20 protein-coding genes are annotated in these 18,261 nt (G+C 68.2%); 14 read left to right on the plus strand and 6 right to left on the minus strand.

Features of this window, described 5'->3' with window-relative positions:
• Positions 1–222: 222 nt before the first annotated feature.
• A complete protein-coding gene (locus tag Q0326_RS05425) occupies positions 223–663 on the minus strand; it encodes a host attachment family protein (protein WP_298687934.1) in 441 nt (146 codons plus the stop codon).
• A gap of 90 nt (positions 664–753) precedes the next feature.
• On the opposite strand from Q0326_RS05425, the gene serS reads away from it, so the two are divergent.
• From serS to Q0326_RS05475, 10 genes are all read left to right on the plus strand, one after another.
• Positions 754–2,049, plus strand: a complete 1,296-nt coding sequence (serS, locus tag Q0326_RS05430; protein WP_298687936.1) for a serine--tRNA ligase — start codon at positions 754–756, stop codon at positions 2,047–2,049.
• A gap of 103 nt (positions 2,050–2,152) precedes the next feature.
• Positions 2,153–2,911 (plus strand): 5'/3'-nucleotidase SurE, encoded by a 759-nt coding sequence (gene surE / locus Q0326_RS05435; protein ID WP_298687938.1) that lies wholly within the window; start codon positions 2,153–2,155, stop codon positions 2,909–2,911.
• A 91-nt stretch (positions 2,912–3,002) separates the two neighbouring features.
• Entirely contained in the window at positions 3,003–4,103 is a 1,101-nt protein-coding gene (locus tag Q0326_RS05440; protein WP_298687940.1) for a LysM peptidoglycan-binding domain-containing M23 family metallopeptidase, read from the plus strand.
• 11 nt (positions 4,104–4,114) lie between these two features.
• Entirely contained in the window at positions 4,115–5,284 is a 1,170-nt protein-coding gene (locus tag Q0326_RS05445; protein ID WP_298687943.1) for a GGDEF domain-containing protein, read from the plus strand.
• Positions 5,285–5,342: 58 nt separating this feature from the next.
• On the plus strand, positions 5,343–6,671 hold the full coding sequence (gene rimO, locus Q0326_RS05450; RefSeq protein WP_298687945.1) for a 30S ribosomal protein S12 methylthiotransferase RimO: 1,329 nt from the start codon (positions 5,343–5,345) through the stop codon (positions 6,669–6,671).
• A gap of 189 nt (positions 6,672–6,860) precedes the next feature.
• Entirely contained in the window at positions 6,861–8,258 is a 1,398-nt protein-coding gene (locus tag Q0326_RS05455) for a leucyl aminopeptidase family protein (protein ID WP_298687947.1), read from the plus strand.
• A 138-nt stretch (positions 8,259–8,396) separates the two neighbouring features.
• Positions 8,397–8,729, plus strand: a complete 333-nt coding sequence (locus tag Q0326_RS05460; protein WP_298687949.1) for a MarR family winged helix-turn-helix transcriptional regulator — start codon at positions 8,397–8,399, stop codon at positions 8,727–8,729.
• 52 nt (positions 8,730–8,781) lie between these two features.
• Entirely contained in the window at positions 8,782–9,582 is an 801-nt protein-coding gene (locus Q0326_RS05465; RefSeq protein WP_298688043.1) for an NlpC/P60 family protein, read from the plus strand.
• Positions 9,579–10,520: an N-acetyl-gamma-glutamyl-phosphate reductase gene (argC, locus tag Q0326_RS05470; protein WP_298687952.1), complete on the plus strand. Its 942-nt coding sequence runs from the start codon at positions 9,579–9,581 to the stop codon at positions 10,518–10,520. Before Q0326_RS05465 ends, argC begins: the two co-directional genes overlap by 4 nt.
• Entirely contained in the window at positions 10,517–11,122 is a 606-nt protein-coding gene (locus Q0326_RS05475) for a TIGR02466 family protein (RefSeq protein WP_298687954.1), read from the plus strand. Before argC ends, Q0326_RS05475 begins: the two co-directional genes overlap by 4 nt.
• 132 nt (positions 11,123–11,254) lie before the next feature.
• On the opposite strand, the gene mltG is transcribed toward Q0326_RS05475, so the two are convergent.
• The 5 genes from mltG to fabD all read right to left on the minus strand — a co-directional run bounded on the left by mltG (position 11,255) and on the right by fabD (position 15,850).
• The gene (mltG, locus tag Q0326_RS05480; protein ID WP_298687956.1) at positions 11,255–12,214 is read right to left on the minus strand and encodes an endolytic transglycosylase MltG; all 960 of its coding nucleotides are present in this window, start codon (positions 12,212–12,214) and stop codon (positions 11,255–11,257) included.
• A 96-nt stretch (positions 12,215–12,310) separates the two neighbouring features.
• The gene (fabF, locus tag Q0326_RS05485; protein WP_298687957.1) at positions 12,311–13,570 is read right to left on the minus strand and encodes a beta-ketoacyl-ACP synthase II; all 1,260 of its coding nucleotides are present in this window, start codon (positions 13,568–13,570) and stop codon (positions 12,311–12,313) included.
• Between the two features lie 126 nt (positions 13,571–13,696).
• Complete coding sequence (locus tag Q0326_RS05490) at positions 13,697–13,933, minus strand: acyl carrier protein (RefSeq protein ID WP_298687959.1); 237 nt, start codon at positions 13,931–13,933, stop codon at positions 13,697–13,699.
• Positions 13,934–14,037: 104 nt separating this feature from the next.
• The gene (gene fabG, locus Q0326_RS05495) at positions 14,038–14,778 is read right to left on the minus strand and encodes a 3-oxoacyl-[acyl-carrier-protein] reductase (protein WP_298687961.1); all 741 of its coding nucleotides are present in this window, start codon (positions 14,776–14,778) and stop codon (positions 14,038–14,040) included.
• 142 nt (positions 14,779–14,920) lie between these two features.
• On the minus strand, positions 14,921–15,850 hold the full coding sequence (fabD, locus tag Q0326_RS05500; protein WP_298687963.1) for an ACP S-malonyltransferase: 930 nt from the start codon (positions 15,848–15,850) through the stop codon (positions 14,921–14,923).
• A gap of 55 nt (positions 15,851–15,905) precedes the next feature.
• Between fabD and Q0326_RS05505 the strand changes: the two genes are divergently transcribed.
• The 4 genes from Q0326_RS05505 (at position 15,906) to rplI (ending at position 18,206) form a co-directional block, all read left to right on the plus strand.
• Positions 15,906–16,715 (plus strand): phosphatase PAP2 family protein, encoded by an 810-nt coding sequence (locus Q0326_RS05505; RefSeq protein ID WP_298687965.1) that lies wholly within the window; start codon positions 15,906–15,908, stop codon positions 16,713–16,715.
• A 182-nt stretch (positions 16,716–16,897) separates the two neighbouring features.
• Positions 16,898–17,338, plus strand: a complete 441-nt coding sequence (gene rpsF / locus Q0326_RS05510; RefSeq protein ID WP_298687967.1) for a 30S ribosomal protein S6 — start codon at positions 16,898–16,900, stop codon at positions 17,336–17,338.
• 28 nt (positions 17,339–17,366) lie between these two features.
• On the plus strand, positions 17,367–17,591 hold the full coding sequence (gene rpsR, locus Q0326_RS05515; RefSeq protein ID WP_019833151.1) for a 30S ribosomal protein S18: 225 nt from the start codon (positions 17,367–17,369) through the stop codon (positions 17,589–17,591).
• A gap of 12 nt (positions 17,592–17,603) precedes the next feature.
• Positions 17,604–18,206: a 50S ribosomal protein L9 gene (rplI, locus tag Q0326_RS05520; RefSeq protein WP_298687974.1), complete on the plus strand. Its 603-nt coding sequence runs from the start codon at positions 17,604–17,606 to the stop codon at positions 18,204–18,206.
• The last annotated feature ends 55 nt before the right edge of the window (positions 18,207–18,261 follow it).

An 18,261-nucleotide genomic window follows, 5' to 3' on the forward strand; every position in this document is an offset into this window, starting at 1 on the left:
GTCGCGGCCTGGCTCGGCGTCGCGGCCGGCGTCGTCGGCGCCTGCGCCAGCGCGGCGGCCGGCAGCAGCAGCAGAGCGCCGCCCAGCAGAAGCCTCTTGCGGATCATGGTCATAATCGAACCCTTCTTCCTGTATCTCGGGCGGCATCGTCGACGACGCGCCGCGACCGAACCAACGGATCGCGCCCGAAACGGTTTCGTTTCCGGTCCGCGCGCCTCGGCGTCACTCGAGCCCGGTCAGCATCTTCTCGATCTCGGGCACCGGGTGGCCGGTCACATCCTTGGCGATCTCGCGCCGCATCCGCTTCTCGACCTCGGGGTGCAGCGACTTGCGCAGCTGACCCAAGGTCTGCGGTGGCGCGACGAGGATCAGGTCCTGATATTCGTTCGCCAGTGCGCCGCGGCGCAGCTCGTCCGCGGTCTCCGCGGCGAACCGGCTCGCCTCGACCTCATGCGCGTCGGCTGAGGGCAGCGCGCCGCCACCCGATACGGGCGACGAGGCGCGGCCCTGCGAATCGGTAACGTGGCGGCGGGTTTCCGGATTGGCGTCCTCGGCAGCGCCGACGACGACGAGGTTGAGCGTGTCGGCGCCGCCCTGGTTGCGGAAGAACAGCCGCTTGCGGCCATCGGTGACGAGCACCAGGCTGTCGGTGGGAATACGCATCGGCTTCTCCTGTCGCCGGTTGAATGGCAGACCAACGCCGCCGTCCGGCCAGGGTTGCGAAGCCGCCACGTGCCCGCCATAGCCACGAACATGCACGACATCCGCCTGCTCCGCGACGATCCCGCCGCCTTCGCCACCGCCCTGCAACGCCGCGGCACCGCCTTCGATGCGGCCGCTTTTGCCGATCTCGACGGGCAGCGCCGCGCCGCCGCACTCGCCGCCGAAAACGCGCAGGCCGAGCGCAACACGCTCTCCAAGCAGATAGGCCAGGCGTTCTCCAAAGGCGACCGGGCGGGCGGCGAGGCGCTGCAGGCGCGCGTTGCCGACCTCAAGGACATCATCGCCGCCGAGGAAGCGCGCGACGCCGATCTCGGGGCGCAGGTCGAGGCGCTGCTGGCGGGGCTGCCCAACCGCGCCGCCGCCGACGTCCCCGAAGGCGCCGACGAGGACGGCAACGTCATCGTCAAACATTGGGGCGAGGCGACCGATCTCGGCTTCGCTGCCAGGGAGCATGACGATATCGGACGCGCGCTCGGCATGGATTTCGACGCCGCCGCCACCGTCTCGGGCGCGCGCTTCGTCTATCTCAAGGGGCCGATCGCCCGCCTCAATCGCGCGCTTGGCCAGTATATGCTGGATCACCAGACCCAGCAGCATGGCTATACCGAAGTGGCACCGCCGCTGCTGGTGCGCACCGAGGCGCTGTTCGGCACCGGCCAGCTTCCCAAATTCGCCGACGACCTGTTCCAGACCGGCGACGGACGCTGGCTGATCCCGACCGCCGAGGTCAGCCTTACCAACTATGTCCGCGAGCAAATCCTGCCCGAGCAGACGCTGCCGCTGCGCTTCACCGCGCTCACCGACTGCTTCCGTGCCGAAGCCGGCGCCGCCGGCCGCGACACGCGCGGGATGATCCGCCAGCATCAATTCGAGAAGGTCGAGCTGGTTTCGATCGTCGCCCCGGAACACTCCGACGCCGAGCATGAGCGAATGACGCTGGCCGCCGAAAGCGTGCTCGAGGCGCTCGGCCTTCCTTATCGTCGGATGCTGCTGTGCACCGGCGACATGGGCTTTTCCGCCGCCCGCACGTTCGATCTCGAAGTCTGGCTTCCCGGTCAGCAGCGCTATCGCGAGATCTCGTCCTGCTCGACCTGCACCGATTTTCAGGCGCGCCGGATGAACACGCGCTTCCGCCCCGCAACGGCGGATGCCGCAGGCAAGAAGGCAGCGACGCGCTTCGTCCACACGCTCAACGGCTCGGGCCTCGCGGTCGGTCGCACGCTCGTGGCGGTGATCGAGAATTACCAGACCGCCGAGGGCGCGGTACGCGTGCCGGATGTGCTGCTGCCGTACATGGGCGGGATCACGCTCATCGAGCCTGCCTGACCCTGATATCCCCGTTCGCACCGGGCGATGTCGAGGCATGGCGGTCGAGCGGGGCGCGCGGATACACGCCGCGGGCTCGCTCGGAACGAACAAAAGGGACAATATGCGCATCCTTGTCACCAATGACGACGGCATCCACGCCACCGGCCTCAAGGTCGCCGAAGCGATCGCGCAGCAGTTCAGCGATGACGTCTGGGTGGTCGCGCCGTCGGAGGAGCAGTCCGGCGCCGGTCATTCGCTCACCCTCACCCGCCCGCTACGCCTGCGCCGCCATGACGATAGGCGCTTCTCGGTCAGCGGTACGCCGACCGATTCGGTGATGATGGGCCTTCTCGAGGTGCTCGACGGCCCGCCCGACCTCATCCTCTCCGGCGTCAATCGAGGCGCCAATCTTGGCGAGGACGTGACCTATTCGGGAACCGTCGCCGCCGCGATGGAGGGTGCGCTCGCGGGCGTCCGCTCGATTGCGCTAAGCCAGGTCTATGCGCGCGAGGGCGCGGGCGACGCGGTGCCGTTCGCCACCGCCGAAGCGTGGGGTGAACGCGCGATCCGGCCGCTGCTCGACATGCCGTTTGCGCCCGGCACGCTGGTCAACATCAACTTCCCGGCTGTGCCCGCCGACGCGGTCAAGGGTATCCGCGTCGTCGCCCAGGGCGTGCGCGACTATGGACGCGCGAGCATGGTCAAGAAGCGCGATCCGCGCGGCTTCCCCTATTACTGGCTGTCCTTCCACGGCGTCGTCCAGACCAGCGGGCACGACACCGATTTAGAGGCGGTCGCCGACGGCTATGTCGCGGTGACTCCGTTGCATCTCGATCTAACCTGCCGCGATGTCATGACGTCACTCGCCGACCGCTATTGATCGCGGGCCATCCGTCAGCGTAAGGCCGTTCACGGGGAAATAGCGGGGGTTATGGATGACGTCGCGTGGCGTTCATCGGTGGCGGGGACGTGTGGTCGCGGCGGTAGCGCTGGCGGCGACGAGCGGCTGCATTCCGCACCATGCGCCGCCCGAAGACTATGGTCGTCTCGCCACTCCCACCGACACCCAACGCCCTGCGCCATCGCACGGACAGCCGCGGTACGACCGTGACGTACGCGAGCCGGGCGTTCGGACCGCCACGCTGCCCGGTTCCGTCGGTCAGCCGACGCCCGCCTGGGTCGCCGAGAAGGTCCTGCCCGACGCGCAGACGATCGTCGATACGACATACGTCGTGAAGCCCGGCGATACGCTGCGCGCGATCGGCAACCGCACCGGTGCCGGCTCGGAGGCGATCGCGCGCGCCAACGCGCTGACCGCGCCCTTCGCGGTACGCACCGGCCAGCGGCTCAAGATCCCGGGCGGCCGCTATCATCTCGTCCGCCAGGGCCAGACCGGCGTCGCGATCGCGCGTGCTTATGGCATCGGCTGGTCGACCGTGGCGGACCTCAACGATCTCCAGCCGCCCTACATTCTTCGCAATGGCGAGCGGCTGTTGCTGCCGAGCGCGGCCGAGACCGCCCGGATGACGCCCGAGCAGCGTGCGCAGGCGTTCAGCCTCGACATCGACGACCTTGCAACCGGCTCCGAGCCCGCCATTCCCGCGCATGAGGCGCCCAAGGCCGCGACCGCGACGCCGAGGAAGCCCCTCCACGCCGACGTCGCGGTGGCCACCCCCGCCGCGTTCACCGGGCGGTTCCAGTGGCCGCTGACCGGCGAGATCATCGGCAGGTTCGGCCCTGCCGGCGACGGCCGTCGCAACGACGGAATCAACATCGCGGCCGATCGCGGCGAAGACATCCATGCCGCCGCCGATGGCGTCGTCGCCTATGCAGGCTCGGCGATCGCGGTCTATGGCGGACTCATCCTGATCAAGCATGGCGACGGCTGGATCACCGCCTATGGCCACGCCGAACAGCTGCTCGTCACGCGCGGTCAGAGCGTCAAGCGCGGCGAGGTGATCGGCCATGCCGGCGCCACCGGCTCGGTCAACCGCCCGCAGCTTCATTTCGAGATCCGCAACAAACGCACCCCGGTCGATCCGTTGCGCTATCTGCCGACGTCGCAGCGCTAATCCGGATGACGATGGCCGCGTTCACTTACGCGACGATGCTGATCGTCACCCTGATCATGGCGGGTGCGATGGCGATCGCCTGGGCGAGCTTCGGGCGGCCCCGCCACGCGCTGAGCTGGTCGATCGCCTATGCGCTCTACGGACTTGAACTGGTGCTGATGGCGACGATATCGTCGGTCGCCGAGCCGGGGCGGTCGGTGCTGTGGTCGCTGGCGCTGCTCGCGATCCTGATCGCTGCGGCCTTGCTTGCCGTCGGAGCGCGCCAGCGTGCGGGCCTGCCCGACTGGCGACGACGGTTTGCGGCGATGATCGGCGTGATGTTCGGCGCGACGCTGCTGGTCCGGCTGATCCCGGCGGCGCTGCCCTTCACGTCGCTCGCCTCGAGCCTGTTCACGCTGGTCATGCTGCAGATCGTGATTGCCGCGATCCGCCCGCGCGGACGCCGCCCCGATGCCGCCGAATGGGCGCTGATCGGCACGCTCGCGGCCTTCTCGCTGTACGAGATCGCGTTCATCGCCGTCCGGCTGGCAAGTTGCCTTCATCCCGAGAATGCCGGGCTGCGTGCGGCCTATACCAACATCTATTTGATCGGTCTGGTGCCGGTTTTCGTCGCAAACGGCATTGCCGGCGTGCTGCTGCTCGCGTCGGATCTGGCGGTCCGGTTGCGGGCGCAGGCCTCGCACGATCCGCTGACCGGCATCCTCAACCGCCGCGGGTTCCACGAGGCGGCGCTGCGCGCGGTCGCCAATGGCCGGCGCCAGCGCCAGGCGATTGCCGTCGCGATCGCGGACATCGACCATTTCAAGGCGATCAACGACCGGTTCGGCCACACCATGGGCGATCGCACGCTCCACTATATCTGTACGCGGCTTTCGAGCGGCCTGCGGGTCGAGGATCTGGTCGGGCGCGTCGGCGGCGAGGAGTTCGCGCTGCTGCTGGTCAATTCGACCGCCGAGCAGGCCGCACAGGCGATGGAGCGGATCCGGATCGAGGTCGCAGCCGGTTTCGCCGAGGACGGCGCCCCGGTGCCGGTGACGATCAGTTTCGGCGTCGCCTCGGTACTGATCGGCACCGGCAATGCGGAGACCGCGATGGCGGAGGCCTTCGACGAGGCGGACCGGGCGCTGTACCGTTCGAAGCTCGGCGGCCGCAACCGCACCACGCTCGCGGCGCTCGCCTGAGCGCTAGACGCGCGACCCTAGCAAAATCGGCGGCGCTGCCCTATGTGCGCGCCCTCCCATGGCAACCATCCTCCCCTCCCCGCCGAAAGTCGGCATGGTCTCGCTCGGCTGTCCGAAGAACCTCGTCGACAGCGAGCGGATTCTGACCAAGCTGCGCGCCGACGGCTATGCCATGTCGCCCGACTATGCCGGCGCCGACATCGTGCTGGTCAACACCTGCGGCTTTCTCGATTCCGCCAAGGAAGAGAGCCTCGAGGCGATCGGCGAGGCGATCGCCGAGAATGGCCGGGTCATCGTTACCGGCTGCATGGGCAAGGAAGCCGAGACGATCCGCGCGCGCTTCCCCAATGTGCTCGCGGTCACCGGCGCGCATGAATATGAACAGGTCGTCGGCGCAGTCCACGAAGCGGCGCCGATGCCGCCGAGCGCGTTTCTCAATCTCGTGCCCGAGCGCGACCTCAAGCTGACCCCGCGCCACTACTCCTATCTCAAGATTTCGGAGGGCTGCAACCATCGCTGCGCCTTCTGCATCATTCCCTCACTGCGCGGCGATCTGGTCAGCCGACGCCCCGACGCGATCCTGCGCGAGGCCGAGCGTCTGGTCGCCGCCGGCACGCGGGAACTGCTGGTGATCAGCCAGGACACCTCGGCCTACGGGCTCGACCTGCGCCATGCCAGCTGGCCGCTCAAGGGCGGCGGCGAGGTGCGCGCGCACATGACCGACCTGTCGCGCGAACTCGGCAAGCTCGGCGCCTGGGTGCGGCTGCACTATGTCTACCCCTATCCGCATGTCGACCAGGTCATTCCGCTGATGGCCGAGGGGCTGATCCTCCCCTATCTCGACATTCCCTTCCAGCATGCCGCGCCCGCGGTGCTCAAGCGCATGAAGCGCCCGGCCAACGACGCCAAGGTGCTCGAACGGCTGCGCAGCTGGCGTGCGATCGCGCCCGACATCACGATCCGCTCGACCTTCGTTGTCGGCTTCCCCGGCGAGACGGAAGCGGATTTCCAGTATCTGCTAGACTGGCTCGACGAAGCGCAGCTCGACCGCGTCGGCGCGTTCCGCTTCGAGCCCGTCGAAGGCGCCGCGGCCAATGTCCTGCCCGACCAAGTGCCCGAGGCGGTCAAGGAAGAGCGCTACGCCCGGATCATGGAGAAGACCGCCGCAATCTCGGCAGCCAAGCTGCAGGCCAAGATCGGCCGCACGCTCGACGTGCTGATCGACGCGGCCGATGGGGACGGCGCCACCGGCCGCTCCAAGGCCGATGCACCCGAGATCGATGGCGAAGTGCATCTCCGCGACGCGGGGCATCTCGCGCAGGGCGACATCGTTCGCGTGCTGATCGAGGACGCCGACGAGCACGATCTGTTCGGGGTGGCGGTGTAATCTCCTGATCCTCCCCATGCGAAGCATGGGGAGGGGGACCGCCGGCGCAGCCGGTGGTGGAGGGGAAGCGTCCACGCGCTGCGCTTGGAGCGGCCGCCCCTCCACCCCTCGCTGCGCGAGCGGTCCGCCTCCCCATCTGCGTTGGGGAGGATGGATGACGCCGCCCGCTTCGCGCGTTAACGATAGCCTATGACCGATTTCTCCTCGCTTCTTATCCCCGATCGCGGCCAGCCCGGCCATGTCGTCCACCTCGTCCGCGCCGACGGCTTCGATGCGTGGCTGACCGCACAGACCGAGCGTGTCCGCGCCGCGGCGGCGGCGGCGCGCTTCACCGCCAAACCCGGCACCTTCGCACTGATCCCCGGCAACAAGGCCGACGAATGGTCCGCAGCGCTCGGCATGCCCGACACCCCCGGGCCGTGGGATCTGGCGCCCGCCGTCGCCAAGCTGCCCGAGGGCCACTATCGCCTCTCCGACCCGACGCCCGGCGCCGCCGCGCTCGGCTGGCTGCTCGCGCACCACCGGTTCGATCGCTACAAGCAAGGCGAGCCGGTACCCCAGCGCGTGCTGCTCACCGGCGACCCCGCGCGGATCGACGAGACGGTCGCGCTGGCCGCCGCGGTCGCAATGGTCCGTGACCTGGTCGACACGCCTGCCAATGACATGGGGCCCGCGGAGCTGCAGGGTGCGGTCGAGGACCTCGCCAACGCGCATGGCGCCAGCACCCGCACCATTCGCGGGGCGACGCTGGAGAGCGACTATCCGATGATCGCCGCGGTCGGGCGCGCCGCCGTTGCCGCGCGTGCGCCGCGCCTGATCGAGCTCGACTGGGGCGACCTCGCGCATCCGCGCATCGCGATCGTCGGCAAGGGCGTCTGCTTCGATACCGGCGGGCTCGACATCAAGCCGTCGTCGGGCATGCGGATGATGAAGAAGGACATGGGCGGCGCCGCGCACGCGCTGGCGCTCGCCGACCTGATCATGCGCCGGCGGCTGCCGGTGCGGCTGCACCTGCTGATCCCCGCGGTCGAGAATGCGATCGCGGGCGACGCAATGCGGCCCGGCGACATTCTGGCGTCGCGCAAGGGCCTGAGCGTCGAGATCACCAATACCGACGCCGAAGGCCGCCTCATTCTGGGCGACGCACTGACCAAGGCGGCCGAGGGCGAGGCCGGCGTGAAGCCCGAACTCATTCTCGACTTCGCGACGTTGACCGGCGCGGCACGCGTCGCGCTCGGCCCCGACCTGCCGGCGCTGCTCGCCAATGATGACTCGCTCGCCGATGCGCTGCTCGCCGCCGGCGAGGCGGTTGCCGATCCGCTGTGGCGGCTGCCCTTGTGGGCGCCCTATCGCGAGATGATGAAGTCCGACGTCGCCGATCTCAACAACGCGCCCGACGGTGGCTTTGCCGGTACGATTACCGCCGCGCTGTTCCTCGAAAAATTCGTGCCTGCCGACCAGCCTTGGGCGCATCTCGACACCTTCGCCTGGATGCCGTCGGCCAAGCCCGGCCGGCCCAAGGGCGGCGAGGCGCTCGGGCTGCGCGCCGCGTGGGCGATGCTCAGCGCGCGCTACCTGGCTGCATGACGCCATTGATCGCACGCTGTTTTTTACGGAATGGAAACGATCGGCCTGCTCGCGTGTTTTTCCCTGTAAGTCGAGCGGCTACCGCCGCTTGGATCATGGGACATCGAGCGCGTGAAAACCGATATGCTCAGTCAATGGATGGATACGCTGGTCGCCTATGTGCGCTCGGGCGAGGCCGATCTCACCAACCGGCAGATGGCGCTGCTGCTCGTCGTTTACCGGACCACCGGACCGCACACGGTACGCGGGCTCGCGGCGGTGCTGGGGGTATCGAAACCCGTGGTCACGCGCGCCTTGAACACTTTGGGTCGGCTCGGCTATCTGCGGCGCGAACGCGACGAACGCGATCGTCGCAACATCTTCGTTACGCGCACCAGCCGGGGAGCGGAATTTCTTGAAGGCTTCAAGGGCCTCATCGCCGGCAAGGAACGCCGTCGCGCTCCCGCACTCGGCCAGCCGGCGCTCGCCTGACCGATTCAGTCTGGCGGGGCCGTCCGCGAACCTCGACCGTCGCATCCACGCGATCCGCGGCGACGTGGCGGACGTGGCGCTCGCTGATCGCGTGTTCGCCCCCCATTATGCCTGCCCGCTGGACCACGGCTGCCTGACCGCAACGGCACCGTTGCGGGCGGCCCCCTCGCGCGACGCGGTTGCCGTTTCCGAAGTTCTGCGCGGCGAGTGTTTCGCGGTGGTCGACGCCAGCGGCGACTGGGCCTGGGGCTATACTCGACACGACGGCTATGTCGGCTATGTCGAACTGTCCGCGCTCGGCGAGACCTGCGGCGCGAGCCATGTCGTCGCGACACCCGCCGCCCTGATCTTCGCCGCGCCGGACATCAAGGCGCCGCTGCTCGGGCGGCTGCCGATGGGCGCCCGGATGGCCGCCCACGAGGACGGCGCGTTCGTCGCCATCGCGGAGGGCGGCTTCGTGCATGTCCGCCATGTCGCGCCCATCGACATACCGGCCGAGGATTTCGTCGCCGTCGCGGCGCAACTGACCGGCACGCCCTATCGCTGGGGCGGACGATCGGGCGACGGCATCGATTGTTCGGGGCTGGTCCAGCTCGCGCTCGGCTTTGCCGGGATCTCGGCGCCGCGCGACAGCGACCAGCAGGCGGCACTCGGCAGCGCACTCGACGACGGCGCACCGCGCCAGCGTGGCGATCTCGTCTTTTTGCCCGGCCATGTCGGCATCATGGCGAGCGATACCGCGCTGCTCCACGCCAATGCGCATTGGATGCGCGTTGTCACCGAGCCTCTCGCTGACGTGTTGGCGCGCCAACCCAAGGACGGCGGCATCACCGCGACCAGGAGAATGCTATGACGGTGCGCGTGTTCGTCGACGGCGGCGCCGGCACCACCGGGATCGAGATCGTCGAGCGGCTAACGGGGCGCGACGATGTGACGTTGCACCTGCTCGCCGACGAGCATCGCAAGGACGCCAGCGCGCGGGCCGAGGCGTTGGCCGCGTCGGACATCGCGATCCTGTGCCTGCCCGACGACGCCGCACGCGAGGCGGTCGCGCTCGCCGGCGACCTCGCGATCCGTTTTATCGATGCGTCGACCGCGCACCGTACCGATCCCGCCTGGACCTATGGGTTCGCCGAACTCGAGCCCGGTCGCCGGGACGCGATCACAGGCGCGCGCTTCGTCACCAATCCGGGCTGCTACCCCACCGGTTTCCTGGCGCTGGTCCGTCCGCTGGTGCGCGCGGGGCTGCTGCCCGCCGCTACGCCGCTCGCCACCAACGCGACCTCGGGCTATTCGGGCGGCGGCAAGGCGATGGTCGCGGAATTCGAACGGGGTCCGGCCCCGACCGCCTTCCGCAGCTACGGCCTGTCGCTCGAGCACAAGCATGTGCCCGAGATGCAGCGCCACGCCGGCCTATCGATTCCGCCGATCTTCGCGCCGGCGGTCGCGAACAGCTATCGCGGCATGCTCGTCGAGGTGCCGCTGCATATGTCGCAGCTCACCGCGAGCACCTCGGTAGACCAGGTCCATGCCGTGCTTGCCGACGCCTATGCCGGATCCGCGCTGGTGACGGTCGCCTCGCTCGCCGACAGCGCCGCGCGCACCGCGCTGACGATCGAGGACGTCGCCGGCACCGATCGGCTTAACCTCTATGTCTTCGCCAACGCGCGGACTGGCCATCTCCGGCTCGCTGCGACGCTCGACAATCTTGGCAAGGGCGCGAGCGGGGCGGCGGTGCAGAACCTCAACCTGATGGCGGGGCTGGACGAGACACGCGGGCTGCAGCTTTGACCACACGCACGCTATTCGCGACGCGCTTCTACGACGGCGTGATCGCGGACGACGCGCTGATCGCCGAACTCGACGCCGCTGCACTCGACCTCGCTGCACAGGATCGCGCGGGACGCGGCTGGTGCAAGGCGCACGCCTATCCGGGCTATACCTCCTATGCATCGCTGAACGATCTGCCGGTGCGCAGCCCGGTGTTCGACGATCTGCGCCGCGTGCTCGACAAGCATGTGCGCCGCTTCGCCGACGAGGCGTTTCTCGATCTCGGCGGGCGCCGGCTCAAGCTCGACAGCCTGTGGGTCAATGTTCTCAAGGGCAATGCCGGCGGCCATTCGGGGCATATTCATCCGCACAGCGCCGTGTCGGGCACGGTCTATGTCCGCGTGCCCGAGGGGGCGGCGGGCCTCAAGCTCGAGGATCCGCGGCTGCCGATGATGATGGCCGCTCCGCTGCGCCGCGACGACGCCCCGGAGGATGCGCGCAGCTTCGTCTATGCGACGCCCAAGGTCGGCAGCGTCTTCCTGTGGGAGAGCTGGCTGCGGCACGAAGTGCCCGCGGGTCGTGCCAAGAGCGAACGGATCAGCATCAGCTTCAACTATCGGTGAGGGCGCGCCAAGCCCTCTCCTTCTGGGAGACGGTTGGGTGAGCGTCTCCGACGTCGGATAATGCCACACGCCGACCACGCGCCGGCTTCGTTGCTCCCCCTCACCCCCCTTCTGGGGAGAAGGAGAGTGCCCCTACATCTCGCCCCTCGCCCGCCGGATCGCGAACCATTTTTGCACATTGGCATTATGCTCGGCGAGCGTATCGGCGAAAACATGACCGCCCTGGCCGTTGGCGACGAAGTAGAGCGCCTTGGTCATCGCCGGATGCAGCACCGCATGGATCGAGGCGCGCCCCGGATTGCAGATCGGGCCAAGCGGCAGCCCGACCTCGGCATAGGTATTGTAGCCGTTCCTGGCGTGCAGCTCGGACTCGAGGATGCGGCGGCCGAGCGGACGCCCCTTGGTGATTGGATAGATCACGGTCGGATCGGCCTGGAGCGGCATGCCGAGCTTGACGCGATTGCCGTAGACGCCCGCCACCATCGTGCGCTCGGACGCAATCCCGGTTTCCTTCTCGACGATCGAGGCGAGGATCAACGCCTGTTTCGGGGTCGACACCGCGAGCCCGGTGCCCCGCGCCACCCATTCGGCGGCGAGCGCGCGGTCCATCGCCTTCTGCATCCGCTGGACGAGCGCCAGCCGCGTCTCGCCGGGCAGATAGGCATAGGAATCCGGCAGCACCGATCCTTCCGGCGGCACCGCGACCGTACCGGAGAGCGCGGTGGTCGCGATCAGCCGATCGTGGACGATCGCTGACGGCATGCCCTCGGGGATCGTCACCAGCCGCAGCGTTGGGCGGCCATGCTGGAGCGTATCGAGGATCGCGGCGGCGCTGGCGTGCGCAGGGACCGCGAACTCGCCCGCGCGGATCGGATCATGCGATCCCAGCCGGCCGGCGAGCCCCCGGAACCAGGTCGCGCTGCGGATCGCGTGCGCTTGCGCCAGGATATGCGAGGCGGAGCCGATCGTGGCGCCTTCGGGAATCCGCACCGTCGTCGGCTGCGCGAGCGGCCCCGGGCCGCGCCACATGAACATCGGCACGCCGATCGCCAGCGCCGCGAGCGCGAGGAGGAGGATCAGCAGACGCTTCATCGCGGGTGTCCCACTCCGTCGTTCCCCGGCGAAGGCCGGGGTCCAGGCTCAACGCTTACGACTGGCCCCCGGCCCTCGCCGGGGAACAGAAGAATATCAGATCGCGCGCATCACCAGGCTGGCGTTGGTGCCACCGAACCCGAACGAATTGTTGAGCACCGCGGTCACCTTGCGCTTCTTGGCGACGTGCGGAACGAGGTCGACACCAAGGCAGCTATCGCTCGGATTGTCGAGGTTGAGCGTCGGCGGGACGATCTGATCGCGGATCGCGAGGATGCAGAAGATCGATTCGACCGCACCCGCGCCGCCGAGCAGATGCCCGATCGCCGACTTGGTCGACGACATCGACACGGTGTCGAGCGCGTCGCCGAACAGCTTGCGGACCGCACCGAGTTCGAGCTCGTCGCCGAGCGGGGTCGAGGTGCCGTGCGCGTTGATATAGTCGATATCCTCGGGCTTGAGCCCCGACTTCTTCATCGCCATCTGCATCGAGCGGAATGCGCCGTCGCCCTCGGGATGCGGCGCGGTGACATGATAGGCGTCGCCCGACAGGCCGTAGCCGATCACTTCGGCATAGATCTTTGCGCCGCGCGCCTTGGCGTGCTCATATTCCTCGAGCACGATCACGCCCGCACCCTCGCCCATCACGAAGCCGTCGCGATCCTTGTCATAGGGGCGGCTGGCCTTTTCAGGCGTATCGTTGAACCCGGTCGACAGCGCGCGCGCCTGCGCGAAGCCGGCGACGCCGAGCGGACAGATCGTGGCTTCCGCGCCGCCCGCGAGCATGACGTCGGCATCGTCCATCGCGATCATCCGCGCGGCGTCGCCGATCGCATGCGCGCCGGTCGAGCAGGCGGTGACGACCGCATGATTGGGGCCTCGCAGGCCATATTTGATCGAAACCTGACCCGAAATCAGGTTGATCAGGCGGCCGTGGACGAAATGCGGTGAGACGCGACCAGGGCCCTTGTCGTGGAGCACGATCGATTCGCGCTCGATTCCCGGCAGGCCGCCAATGCCCGATCCGATCGACACGCCCGCGCGCCACGATTCTTCGAGCGTCATCTCGGTCAGCCCGGCATCTTCGAGCGCCTGGCCTGCAGCGTCGATGCCGAAGACGATGAAGGGATCGACCTGGCGCTGGACCTTGTGATCGACGCGCTTGGCGGGATCGAAGCCATATTCATGGTCCGGACCCTTCACCTCGCAGGCGATGTGGCACTTCTGGTCACTCGCATCGAAATGCGTGATCTTGGCCGCACCGGACTTGCCGGCGAGCAGATTGGCCCAGCTCGTCTCGACATCGCCGCCAAGCGGCGTGACGAGACCCAGACCAGTGACGACGACGCGGCGCATATTCCTCTCCCAAAAACAAAACAGGCCCAGCCCGGTCGGGCTGAGCCTGTCGAAGCCCCGTTCCGCCCTTGTCGCCCGGCGAGAAGGGCAACCCCTTCGGCGAGCGCAGGGGCGAACGGCGTGGGCTCAGCTCTTGTGGCTGTCGATGTAGCTGATCGCGTCCTTGACGGTCGTGATCTTCTCGGCGGCGTCGTCGGGGATCTCGACACCGAACTCTTCCTCGAACGCCATCACCAGCTCGACGATGTCGAGGCTGTCGGCGCCGAGATCGTCGATGAAGCTCGCGTCCTCGGTGACCTTGTCGGCCTCGACGCCGAGATGCTCGACGACGATCTTCTTCACGCGCTCGGCGGTCTCGCTCATGTGCTGCCTTCCCGTTTCATAAGGGGTTTTGTTGCGGGCTTGCCTAGACGCGGCGGCGGAGGCTGGCAAGAGGCCGCCGCGCCGCCGCGCACGCCATTATCATCTCAGATCATCGCCATGCCGCCGTTGACGTGCAACGTCTGGCCGGTGACGTAGCCGGCCTCGCGGCTAGCGAGATATGCGACCGCGGCGCCGATGTCGGCGCGGGCCCCGAGATCGCCGGCGGGGATTTTGGTGAGGATCGCCGCCTTCTGCGCGTCGCTGAGCGCATCGGTCATCGCCGAGCGAATGAACCCCGGCGCGACGCAGTTGACGGTGATGCTGCGGCTGGCGAGCTCCTGCGCGAGGCTCTTCGACATGCCGATCAGCCCGGCCTTGGACGCGGCATAATTGGCCTGTCCCGGATTGCCGGTGACGCCGACCACCGAGGTGATCGACACGATCCGCCCGAAGCGCTGCTTCATCATCGGTCGCGCCGCCGCGCGGATCAGTCGGAACGCCGCCTCGAGATTGACCGAGAGCACCTGCGCCCATTCCTCGTCCTTCATCCGCATAATTAGATTGTCGCGGGTGATTCCGGCATTGTTAACGAGGATATCGAGCCGCCCGCCCAGTGCCTCGACCGCGCGCGGCACGAGCCCGTCGACCTCGGCGGCGTCGGACAGGTTGCAGGTCAGCGTCACGGGATCATTGGGCAAGCCCGACGCCACCTCCGCGAGCACCGGCTCGCGCGTGCCGGAGAGCGCGACGCGCGCACCCTGTGCAGCCAGCGCCATGGCGGTTGCCGAGCCCAGCCCACCAGAAGCCCCCGTAACCAACGCGGTCATGCCTGTAAGGTCGAACATCACTTGCTTCCTTCTTGTTCGTCATCCCCGACTTGATCCGGGATCCATAAACGCGGCCTCGCCCAAGGAAGCGCTGCGGGTATGGATTCCCGCCTTCGCGGGAACGACGGCCTTCCTAAAATGCGCGTCGTCACCGACGGCGTCACAAGGTCTTCGCGAACGCCTCGATGTCGCTCATCGTCACCACGCTCGTCGCCGTGGCGTCGGGCGCGATGCGCTTGACCATCGGCCCCAGCACCTTGCCGCCGAACTCGACGAACTCGGTCACCCCCGCCGCCGCCATCGCCAGCACGCTCTCGCGCCAGCGCACCGTGCCGGTAACCTGATCGACCAGCAGCGTGCGGATCGCCGCGGGATCAGCGACCGGCGCGGCGGTGACGTTGGCGTAGAGCGGCACCAGCGGCGCGCGCAGATCGGCCTTGGCCAGCGCCTGCTCCATCACGCGCGCGGCCGGCTCCATCAGCGAGCAGTGGAACGGCGCCGAGACCGGCAGGATCATCGCGCGCTTGCCGCCGCGCACCTTGGCAAGTTCGACCGCGCGCTCGACCGCGGCCTTCGAGCCCGAGATCACCACCTGTCCCGGCGCATTGTCGTTGGCGGCCTCGCACACCTGGTTCTCGGCGGCATCGGCAGCGATCGCCTGCGCGGCGGCAAAGTCGAGGCCGAGCAATGCCGCCATCGCGCCCTCGCCGACCGGCACCGCCGCCTGCATCGCCTGCCCCCGCACGCGCAACAGTTTGGCGGTCGCCGCAAGCCCGAGCGCTTCGGCCGCGCAGAGCGCACTATATTCGCCGAGGCTGTGGCCCGCGACATACTCCGCCTTGTCGGCGAGCCGGATGCCGCCCTCGAGCACGCGCAGCGTCGCCAGCGCATTAGCCATGATCGCGGGCTGGGCATTCTCGGTCAGCAGCAAATCCTCGGGCGGTCCTTCGACCATCAACCGGAAGAGATTCTGTCCCAGCGCCTCATCGACCTCCTGGAACAGTTCGCGGGCCGCCACGCTGGCAGCGGCAAGCGCCTGGCCCATGCCGACGGCCTGGCTGCCCTGACCGGGAAAGATGAACGCGCGCATGATCCTCTCCTTATAAGCCGGTCGCGATAGAAAGCTGGACGGCCGAGCGCAAGCCGTGGCACCCAACGTTGCCATGATCCCCCGCCTACCCGCGGCCCGTCCGCTCATCGCCCTCGCGCTCGGCGCGGCCCTGCTCGCCACCGGCCTCGGCGCCGAAAAACCGCATGGCTACCTTGCCGACGGCGCGTTCGATATTCTCCAGGTGCTGCCGCCCGCCCCGGTCAAGGGCGACGCACGCTACAGGGCGGACCGCACGATCTTCAAGCAGACGCGCGCGATGATCGGCACCCCGCGCTACGCGCTCGCGACCGCGGACGCGGTCTACGAGCAGCCCGCGCTGATGGCCGATTTCTCCTGCGCGGTCGGCGTGGCACTCACGCCGCAGGATGCGCCGCGCACCAAGGCGCTGGTCGATCGCGCGCTGCTCGATACCGAAGGCCAGACGGTGCGTGCCAAGAATTTCTACAAGCGCAAACGTCCCTTTCTGATCGACAAGGGCGACATTTGCGAACCCAAGCAAGAGCTGGCGAAGAGCTATGACTACCCTTCCGGCCACACCACGCTGGGGTGGACCTGGGCACTGATCCTCTCCGATCTGCTTCCCGATCGCGCCACACAGATCCTTGCGCGCGGCCGCGCCTATGGCGACAGTCGCTTCATCTGCGGCGCGCACAATGAAAGCGCGGTCGAGGGCAGCAAGCTGTCCGCTGGCTCGACGATGGCCGTGGTGCGGACGACCGCGCCCTATCAGGCCGACGCGGCTGGCGCGCGCGCCGAGCTGCGGGCGCTGGCGGCCGACCCGCTGGTCCCGCGGCCGACCGGATGCGACGCGGAAGCCAAGCTGGTCGCGCAGCGGGTGCTGTAGCAACATCCCCCCGAGCACGCGCGGGGAGGATGCGCTACCCCCGCTTGCTTTTCCCCGCGTCTTCCGCCATAGGCCCGCGCTTCCGGACGCGCTCAGCGCCCCGGAGCTACTGCAAGACAGCCGGAGGGGCACCGCGACGGTCGCGGGACGCCAACGATCGGCCAACATGGAAGGACGACCACATGGCTCTGTACGAGCATGTGTTTCTCGCGCGTCAGGACCTCGCCCAGGCGCAGGTCGACGCGCTGACCGAAACCGCCACCAAGATCATCGAAGAGTTCGGCGGACGCATCGTCAAGTCCGAGACCTGGGGCCTGCGCACGCTCGCCTATCGGATCGCCAAGAACCGCAAGGCGCATTATGTGATGCTCGAGATCGACGGCCCCGCGGCTGCGATCAACGAGCTCGAGCGCCAGATCGCGATCAACGAGGACATCATCCGCTACATGACGGTGCGGACCGAGACTCACGAGGAAGGCCCGTCGGCGATGATGCGCCGCAACGAGCGCAGCGAACGCGGCGATCGCGGTGGTCGTGGCGACCGCGGTGATCGTGGCGACCGCGGCGACCGCGGCCCCCGTCGCGACGACCGTGGCGAGCGCCCCGAGCGCGACGCCGCCTGAGCCCGAACACGAGATTTAGGAACCAACGATGGCCCGTCCATTTTTCCGCCGCCGCAAGAGCTGCCCCTTTTCCGCCAAGGATGCCCCCCGGATCGACTATAAGGACGTCCGGTTGCTGCAGGGCTTCGTGTCCGAGCGCGGCAAGATCGTCCCCAGCCGTATCACGGCGGTATCCGCCAAGAAGCAGCGTGAGCTGGCCCGCGAGATCAAGCGCGCGCGCCATCTCGGCCTGCTCCCCTATGTCGTCAAGTAAGGAGCACAGACCATGGAAGTGATCCTGCTCGAGCGCGTCGAGAAGCTCGGCGCCATCGGCGACATCGTCACCGTGAAGAACGGCTATGCCCGTAACTTCCTGCTGCCGAACAAGAAGGCGCTGCGCTCCAACGCCGCCAACCGCAAGGTGTTCGAGGCCAATCGCGCCACGATCGAGGCCGATAACGCCAAGCGCCGCGACGTGGCCGTCACCGAGTCGAAGGACATCGACGGCAAGACGCTGACGCTGATCCGCCAGGCGTCGAACGTCGGCCAGCTCTACGGCTCGGTCTCGGCGCGCGATCTCGCGGAGCTTCTCGCCGCCGACGGCGCGCACATCACCCGGAGCCAGGTCGTGCTCGACAAGCCGATCAAGTCGATCGGCGTGCACACGGTCCGCGTCGTGCTCCACGCCGAGGTCTCGGTGTCGATCAAGGTCAACGTCGCGCGTTCGCCCGAAGAGGCGGATCTGCAGGCGAAGGGCGTCGATGTCATGGCCGAGATGTTCGAGCGTGACGAAGCCGGCTTCACCGAAGACTATGACCCCAACGCAGAGCCCGGCGCCACCGCCGACGCCCCGCGCGAGGACCGCGAAGAGGAGCAGGCCGAGGCCTGATCTTCTATCGCTTGAGACTCGGGTGACCGGGACAGAAGAGGCCGCTCCTGGAAGG

The organism is uncultured Sphingomonas sp. (assembly GCF_937859915.1).
In the GTDB taxonomy this organism is placed as follows: Bacteria; Pseudomonadota; Alphaproteobacteria; order Sphingomonadales; family Sphingomonadaceae; genus Solisphingomonas.

Excerpts from the sequence above, each read along its gene's own strand:
- rpsR (WP_019833151.1), top strand. The coding sequence starts at position 17,367 with ATGGCCCGTCCATTTTTCCGCCGCCGCAAGAGCTGCCCCTTTTCCGCC.
- Q0326_RS05445 (WP_298687943.1), top strand. The coding sequence starts at position 4,115 with ATGGCCGCGTTCACTTACGCGACGATGCTGATCGTCACCCTGATCATG.
- fabF (WP_298687957.1), bottom strand. The coding sequence starts at position 13,570 with ATGCGCCGCGTCGTCGTCACTGGTCTGGGTCTCGTCACGCCGCTTGGC.
- mltG (WP_298687956.1), bottom strand. The coding sequence starts at position 12,214 with ATGAAGCGTCTGCTGATCCTCCTCCTCGCGCTCGCGGCGCTGGCGATC.
- fabG (WP_298687961.1), bottom strand. The coding sequence starts at position 14,778 with ATGTTCGACCTTACAGGCATGACCGCGTTGGTTACGGGGGCTTCTGGT.
- rplI (WP_298687974.1), top strand. The coding sequence starts at position 17,604 with ATGGAAGTGATCCTGCTCGAGCGCGTCGAGAAGCTCGGCGCCATCGGC.
- fabD (WP_298687963.1), bottom strand. The coding sequence starts at position 15,850 with ATGCGCGCGTTCATCTTTCCCGGTCAGGGCAGCCAGGCCGTCGGCATG.
- surE (WP_298687938.1), top strand. The coding sequence starts at position 2,153 with ATGCGCATCCTTGTCACCAATGACGACGGCATCCACGCCACCGGCCTC.
- Q0326_RS05455 (WP_298687947.1), top strand. The coding sequence starts at position 6,861 with ATGACCGATTTCTCCTCGCTTCTTATCCCCGATCGCGGCCAGCCCGGC.
- serS (WP_298687936.1), top strand. The coding sequence starts at position 754 with ATGCACGACATCCGCCTGCTCCGCGACGATCCCGCCGCCTTCGCCACC.
- rimO (WP_298687945.1), top strand. The coding sequence starts at position 5,343 with ATGGCAACCATCCTCCCCTCCCCGCCGAAAGTCGGCATGGTCTCGCTC.
- Q0326_RS05490 (WP_298687959.1), bottom strand. The coding sequence starts at position 13,933 with ATGAGCGAGACCGCCGAGCGCGTGAAGAAGATCGTCGTCGAGCATCTC.
- Q0326_RS05460 (WP_298687949.1), top strand. The coding sequence starts at position 8,397 with ATGGATACGCTGGTCGCCTATGTGCGCTCGGGCGAGGCCGATCTCACC.
- rpsF (WP_298687967.1), top strand. The coding sequence starts at position 16,898 with ATGGCTCTGTACGAGCATGTGTTTCTCGCGCGTCAGGACCTCGCCCAG.
- Q0326_RS05425 (WP_298687934.1), bottom strand. The coding sequence starts at position 663 with ATGCGTATTCCCACCGACAGCCTGGTGCTCGTCACCGATGGCCGCAAG.
- argC (WP_298687952.1), top strand. The coding sequence starts at position 9,579 with ATGACGGTGCGCGTGTTCGTCGACGGCGGCGCCGGCACCACCGGGATC.